The 6425-nt window shown below is 65.7% G+C and carries 4 protein-coding genes and 1 tRNA gene; 3 read left to right on the forward strand and 2 right to left on the reverse strand.

The window, feature by feature from the left end; translation table 11 throughout:
* The first annotated feature begins 81 nt into the window (after window positions 1–81).
* Window positions 82–525, forward strand: a complete 444-nt coding sequence (locus MJ606_RS08985) for a MarR family winged helix-turn-helix transcriptional regulator (protein WP_243049181.1) — start codon at window positions 82–84, stop codon at window positions 523–525.
* Window positions 522–2072, forward strand: a complete 1551-nt coding sequence (locus MJ606_RS08990) for an MDR family MFS transporter (RefSeq protein ID WP_243049182.1) — start codon at window positions 522–524, stop codon at window positions 2070–2072. The genes MJ606_RS08985 and MJ606_RS08990 overlap by 4 nt, the downstream gene beginning before the upstream one ends.
* A gap of 115 nt (window positions 2073–2187) precedes the next feature.
* Here MJ606_RS08990 and MJ606_RS08995 read toward each other — a convergent pair whose 3' ends face one another.
* Both MJ606_RS08995 and hisS read right to left on the reverse strand, forming a co-directional pair.
* Window positions 2188–4083: an aromatic amino acid lyase gene (locus MJ606_RS08995; protein ID WP_243049183.1), complete on the reverse strand. Its 1896-nt coding sequence runs from the start codon at window positions 4081–4083 to the stop codon at window positions 2188–2190.
* 92 nt (window positions 4084–4175) lie between these two features.
* Complete coding sequence (gene hisS / locus MJ606_RS09000) at window positions 4176–5549, reverse strand: histidine--tRNA ligase (RefSeq protein ID WP_243049184.1); 1374 nt, start codon at window positions 5547–5549, stop codon at window positions 4176–4178.
* A gap of 200 nt (window positions 5550–5749) precedes the next feature.
* Between hisS and MJ606_RS09005 the strand changes: the two genes are divergently transcribed.
* Window positions 5750–5826, forward strand: a tRNA-Pro gene (locus MJ606_RS09005).
* The last annotated feature ends 599 nt before the right edge of the window (window positions 5827–6425 follow it).

Raw genomic sequence — 6425 nt, forward strand, 5'->3', positions numbered from 1 at the left:
GCCCCTCGCCGTCTCGCCAAGCGCCCCGGGCCAGGCTATATTAGATAGGTAACCTATCTATTTATCTCACCCAGTGAAGGCATGACCACGCTCCCCTTACCCCAGGGCGACGCCCTGATGCTCGCCGAGCAACTGCGCCCGGCGCTGCATCGCCTCTATCGCCAGTTGCGGCGCGACAGCGAGGACATGGGTATCTCGACGCTGCAGAAGCTGCTGCTGGTGGCCATCCTCGACCATCCCGGCATCGGCGTGGGCGAGCTCGCGCAGATGGAACGGCTGCGCAGCCCCACCATCAGCGGCCACATCAAATCGATGGCCGCCGCCGGGCTGGTGAAGCGCACTGCGGCGGCGTCCGGCGACAAACGACGCGTGGGCCTGGAGATCACCCCGGCGGGCCATGCGATGGTCGAAGCCATGCGCAAACAACGCACCGACAGCCTGGCCCAGGCCCTGGCCAGGTTGTCGCCCGAATCACGCGAGGCGATCCGCCACGCCATCACCGCCTTGAACGAGATCGGCGCATGACCAAACCGACTTACGCCACCCCGGCCGCACCCCACGGTGCCACGGCCACGGCAAGCCACCCTTCCGCCCAGGAAATCAGCCGGGTTTTCATCGGACTGGTGATCGTGCTGGCGCTCGGCGCCATCGACCAGAGCATCGTGGCGACCGCCCTGCCCCGCATCGTCAGCGACCTCGGCGGCTTCAATCACCTGTCCTGGGTGGTGACGGCCTATGTGCTCGCCTCCACCGCCACCATGCCGCTGTACGGCAAGCTGAGCGACCAGTACGGCCGCAAGCCGATGATCTTCGTCGCCATCCTCACCTTCCTGCTCGGCTCGGTGTTGAGCGGCGCCGCGCAGAACTTGCTGGAGCTGATCATTTTCCGCGCGATCCAGGGCGTGGGTGCGGGTGGCCTGTTGCCACTGGCCCAGATCATCATCGGCGACATGGTGCCGCCCACGCAGCGTGGCCGTCGCCAGGGCGTGATCGCCGCGATCTTCGCCATCTGCAGCGTGGTGGGCCCGGTGATCGGCGGCGTCATCACCGACCTGTTGTCATGGCACTGGATCTTCTACGTCAACCTGCCGATCGGCGCGGTGGCGCTGGTGATGATCGGCAGGACGCTGCGCCAATACACGCCGCTGCACGCGCGACGCATCGATTACCTCGGTTCGGTGCTGATGACCACCTGCACCGTGGCGCTGTTGCTGGTGCTGACCCTGGGTGGTTCCGAATGGCCATGGAACTCGACGCCCATCGCGGGCCTCGCCCTGTGCGCCGCGCTGACCGGCGTGTTGTTCGTGCGCCACGTGAAGCACGAACCGGAACCGGTACTGCCGCTCGACCTGTTCCACAACCGCCTGTTCGTCATCGCCTGCATCGTGCTGGCGCTGACCTTCATGGGCCTGCTCGGCGCCAGCCTGTTCTTCCCGCTGTTCTTCCAGCTGGTGATGGGGGTCAGTCCGGCACGCTCCGGCCTGCTGACCGCGCCGCTGATGGCGGGCATCGCTACCGCTTCGCTGTTCAACGGCCGCGTGCTGCTGCGCTCGGGCCGCTACAAGCCCGCGCAGGTCGCGGGGCTTGGCATCGCCACGCTGGCGTTTGCGGTATTGGCCTGGAGCGCATCGACGGCGCAGGGATTTGGCATCATCGAGCCGTGCATGCTGACGCTGGGGCTGGGCCTTGGACTGGTGATGCCGAACATGACCATCGCCGTGCAGAACGCGCTATCGCCCGCGCATCGCGGCGTGGGCACGGCGACGCTGGCGTTCTTCCGCTCTCTGGGCGGGCTGATCGGCGTGGCCGGATCGGGCGCGATCCTGTCCTGGCAACTGCGCCGGCAGAACGCTGGCCAGTTGCCCGTGATGCTCACCGAAGGCGGGATGAAGCCGGCCGGCGCGCTGCCGCTGCATGTCCAGGACGCCACCATGGCGCTGTATCGACACGCCATTTCCTCCACCTTCCTGCTCGGCACCTGCATCGTCGCCTGCGCGTTCCTGGTGATCCTGCTGTTGCCGGAGCTACCGCTGCGCGATCACCATCACGCACCGGCACCGGCGGCCGACTAGTTCATGGGCTGCGCACGCTGCGCGTTTTCGCGATCCTCGCGAAAGCGGGGATCCCGTGTCTCTCGCTGAGGCGCTGGACCCCGCTTTCGCGGGGATGACGGTGAAGGCTTTCGCCTTACGCCGGCGCAAATGCCCGCTGCCGCACCAGTTCGCACACCTTGCGCACGTCGCCGTCCATCGCACGATCGCGCGCCATGAAGCCGATGTGCCGGCGCACCGCTTCGTGCGCCTTGCGTACCGCGGCGCCGGCATGGAAATCACCCACACTGGCCAGCGCCGTGGTGAGCTGCTTCACTTCATCGACGAACTGCGCGTAATGCGGATGCCCCTCGCGCGGCGCGTTGGCCACCTTGCCGGCCAGCGTCTGCCAGTCGCCACGCGCGGCGAGGCGGCACGCCGCATTGAGCATGGCCTGGCGGAAGTCCAGCGCCTGGGCGGCGGTGTACAGCTCCAGCGCGATCACATGGCCAAGGTCTTCCATCATCTCCAGCACATGGCGCGCCTCGTTGGCGCCCATCGAGACATGGTCTTCGGCGTTCGCACTGGTCGGCACGGAATACACGCTGGCCGGATGCGCGCGGGTCGCCAGGTCATTGACCAGCGCCGCAGCGGTGTACTGCACGATCATGAAGCCGGAATCGGTGCCGTCCTCGTTGCCGGTGAGGAAAGCCGGCAGGCCATCGTTGGTGGCCGGGTCGACCAGCTTGTTGAGGCGACGCTCGGCAATGGAGGCCAGCACCGGAATCGCGGCCTTCACGTAGCTCATCGCCAGCGCCAGCGGCATGCCGTGAAAATGGCCGGCGGAGATCACCTGTTCCTCGATGAACCGCGCATCCTCGGCATCGGGGAAGATCAGCGGATTGTCGGTGACCGAGTTAAGCTCGATATCGATCACGCGGCAGGCCTGTGCCCACGCGTCGCGCACGGCGCCATGCACCTGCGGCATGCAGCGCAGGCAATAGGCGTCCTGCGGCTGGTGCTTCTTGCCACCCTTGAACGGCAGGAAGCGCGCATAGAACGCCTCGCGACCGTGGCGCTGGTTGGCCGGCACCCAGTCCCAGCCGATGTCGAAAGTGAGCGCCTGATCCGCCGGGTCGGCCCAGGCGTCCGCCGACCACGGCCTGAAGCGCGGCACCAGGTGGTAAGGAATGTCGACCAGCGTGCTGCCTTCCAGCAACTGGCGCACATGCGCGGCCACCTCGACCTGCCCCGGATGCGGACGCAAGGCATGCACCTCGGGCCGCAATGCACCGCTGCGGCCGGCAAACGCATCGAGCGTCATCGCCGCCGCCAGGTCGGCCAGATCGAGCAGGTGTTCCAGCTCGTCCAGCGCCAGCGCTGCCGTGGCCAGCATCTGCGCGGTACCGTTGTTCAATGCCAGGCCTTCCTTGAAGGACAGGCGAATCGGCGAAAGACCCGCGCGCCTGAGCGCTTCGGCGCCCGTCACGCGCTCGCCCTGATAGAACGCCTCGCCGCCGCCCAGCAGCACGATGGCCAGGTGCGAAAGCGGCGCGAGGTCGCCACTGGCGCCCACCGAACCCTTCTCCGGCACCACCGGCACCACGTCGGCATTGAGCATCGCGGTAAGCGCCTTGAGCGTTTCCACGCGAATGCCCGAATGGCCGCGCATCAGCGTGTTGATGCGGATCACCAGCATGGCGCGCACCACCTCGGGCGCGAATGGCTTGCCCACGCAAACCGCGTGAGTGGTGATCAGGTTGTGCTGCAGCTCTTCCAGCAGCGTGCCTTCGGGCTTGCCGGGATTGCCGCCCGGCAGCTCGTCGCGCAGGCGATGCGCGCCCAACAGCTTGTCCGCGTTGCTGCCGAAGCCGGTGGTGACGCCGTAGGTGGGTTCGCCGCAGCTCACCTTGTCGGCCAGGAAGTCGGCCGCGCGCTGCACGCGCAGCAGCTGCGCTTCGTCCAGCTCCACGCGCAGGCCCTGGCGAGCGACGGCCACCAGCTGTTCGCGGGTCAGGCTGTTGCCGTCCAGGAGAATGGTCTTTGCAGTCATGCTTGGCTCCAGCCCGGACGGGCTTTCGTTTGCGTTTTAGGTCACGACCACTGCGCTGGGGAAACGCGGTGGCCGTGCTTCATGCGATGCGATCAGGCGCCGATTTCCGCCTGCGCCAGCTCGACGCGCAAGGTCTTGATCAGCTCGCTGCGCGGCACTTCGAACTGGTCTTCGCGACGCAGGTCCTTCACGGTGACCACGCCCTTGGCCAGCTCGTCCTCGCCCAGCACGATCACGAAGCGGACGCCCGCGCGATCGGCATACTTGAACTGCTTGCCCAGCTTGCCGCCTTCCAGCACCACCTCGGTGGCGATGCCCGCGCCGCGCAACTCGCCGGCCAGCGCCAGGTAAGCCGGCAGCTGCGCCGCATCCATCTGCGTCACCAGCACATCGACCGTGCTGCGCGCCGTGCCGACCAGGCCGGCCTCGCGCAGCTGCCAGTAAAGACGCGTCAGGCCAATGGAAATGCCCACGCCCGGCAGGTGCGACTTGGTGTACTGGCCGGCCAGGTTCTCGTAGCGGCCGCCCGAGCAGATCGAGCCGATCTGCGGATGATCGTTGAGCGTGGTCTCGTAGACGGTGCCGGTGTAGTAGTCCAGGCCACGCGCAATGGAGAGGTTGAGCATGTAGTGCGACTCGGGCACGCCGAAGTCGCGGATCAGGCCCAGCACTTCCTTCAGCTCGGCACGGCCCTGCTCCATGATCTCCGGGCCGGCGCCCAGCGCGTCGAGCTGGTCGAACGCGTCCTGCAGCGAACTGGAGCGTACCTGCACGAAATCGAGGATCTTCTGCGCCGTCTCGGCGCTCAACCCGAACTGCTCGCCGGTCAGCGTGTCGCGCACGTAGTCGGCGCCGCGCTTGTCCAGCTTGTCCACCTCGCGCAGCACCAGCGTCTGCTGCTCGCTGTCGGTGACGCCCAGGCTTTCGAAGAAGCCGCGCATCAGCTTGCGGTTGTTGAGCTGGATGGTGAACGCGCCGATGTTCAGTTCGCGGAACACGCTATAGATGACGGCCGGCACTTCGGCGTCGTAGCGCACCGACAGGCTGTCCTTGCCGATCACGTCGATGTCGCACTGGTAGAACTCGCGGAAACGGCCACGCTGGGCACGCTCGCCGCGGTACACGCGCTGCATCTGGTAACGGCGGAACGGGAACGACAGATCGTGCTCGTGCTCGGCCACATAGCGCGCCAGCGGCACGGTGAGGTCGAAGCGCAACGCCAGCTCCGGCTTCTCGCCCTGCTCCAGCGCGCCGGTGGACTGCACGAAATACACCTGGCGCTCGGTCTCGCCGCCGGTCTTGGTCAACAGCACGTCGGCATATTCGATCACCGGCGTTTCGATCGGCAGAAAGCCAAAGCGCTCGTAGTTGCGGCGGATCACGTCGAGCATGCGCTGGAACGCGATCTGGTCGAGCGGCAGCAGCTCGAGCACGCCGGGCATGGTGCGGGCCGGGGTAAGCGCCATGAAATCCTCTGCTTAGCGGTAGGAAAACGTCGGTTCACCGCCCGCGCGGCATGCCGCTGGACGGAGCCGCATAGGTTAGCAGAATGGCGCCCCGCCCCTTGCCGTAGCGGCGCCGAGGCACGGCAGGAAACCGACGACAAAAAATTCGCGACCAACCTGTTGCCAAGCCCACGAGAGGCCATTAAGATACGCGGCTCCCACGGGGTGTAGCTCAGCCTGGTAGAGCGCTACGTTCGGGACGTAGAAGTCGCATGTTCGAATCATGTCACCCCGACCAAAATTCGAAGTAGTCAAGGCTCTGAAATCCGCTTAACAGCGTGCTTTCAGGGCCTTCTTCTTTTCCGGCCCGCAACTTGCCCAGAATCACTGGGAACAGGCGTAAACAGCCATTGCTCGGAGCCGGCGCCCCAAACGTAATCCCCAACCAGGATGGCCGCTAAACCGTTGATCCACCTGGCCTAAATATCTACCTTTTCTCTCGCCGCATCGGGCGTACATAGCGGCATGCCTCGCGTAGCGCCATAGCAGTGAAGATGGCATCGCACCATTGACAAGCCATCGTCGATGCTCTGGTTGCAGCCTACAGGCCACCGGGACGAATCTTTCGTCCCTTGGGACAAGGGCGGCCCAGACCAGGAACCCGATCCTTCCGCCCTTTCAAAATGCCAGACAGTCGTCGGCTCTGCTGGAATGAGCACTTCTTATCTGACTCAGGTTGCTCATGCCCCCGTAATCGCGGCCCCAAGCGGATAGCCGACACAAAGATTCGATAACACTAAGCCCATCCCATCACGACTGTTTTGTCGAAGATTTACATGTTTCGGCGGTACTCGCCGCCCACGTCGTACAAGGCGTGGCTGATCTGGCCGAGCGAGT

Origin of the sequence: Dyella sp. RRB7, assembly GCF_022761115.1 — a bacterium.
Classification (GTDB): domain Bacteria; phylum Pseudomonadota; class Gammaproteobacteria; order Xanthomonadales; family Rhodanobacteraceae; genus Dyella.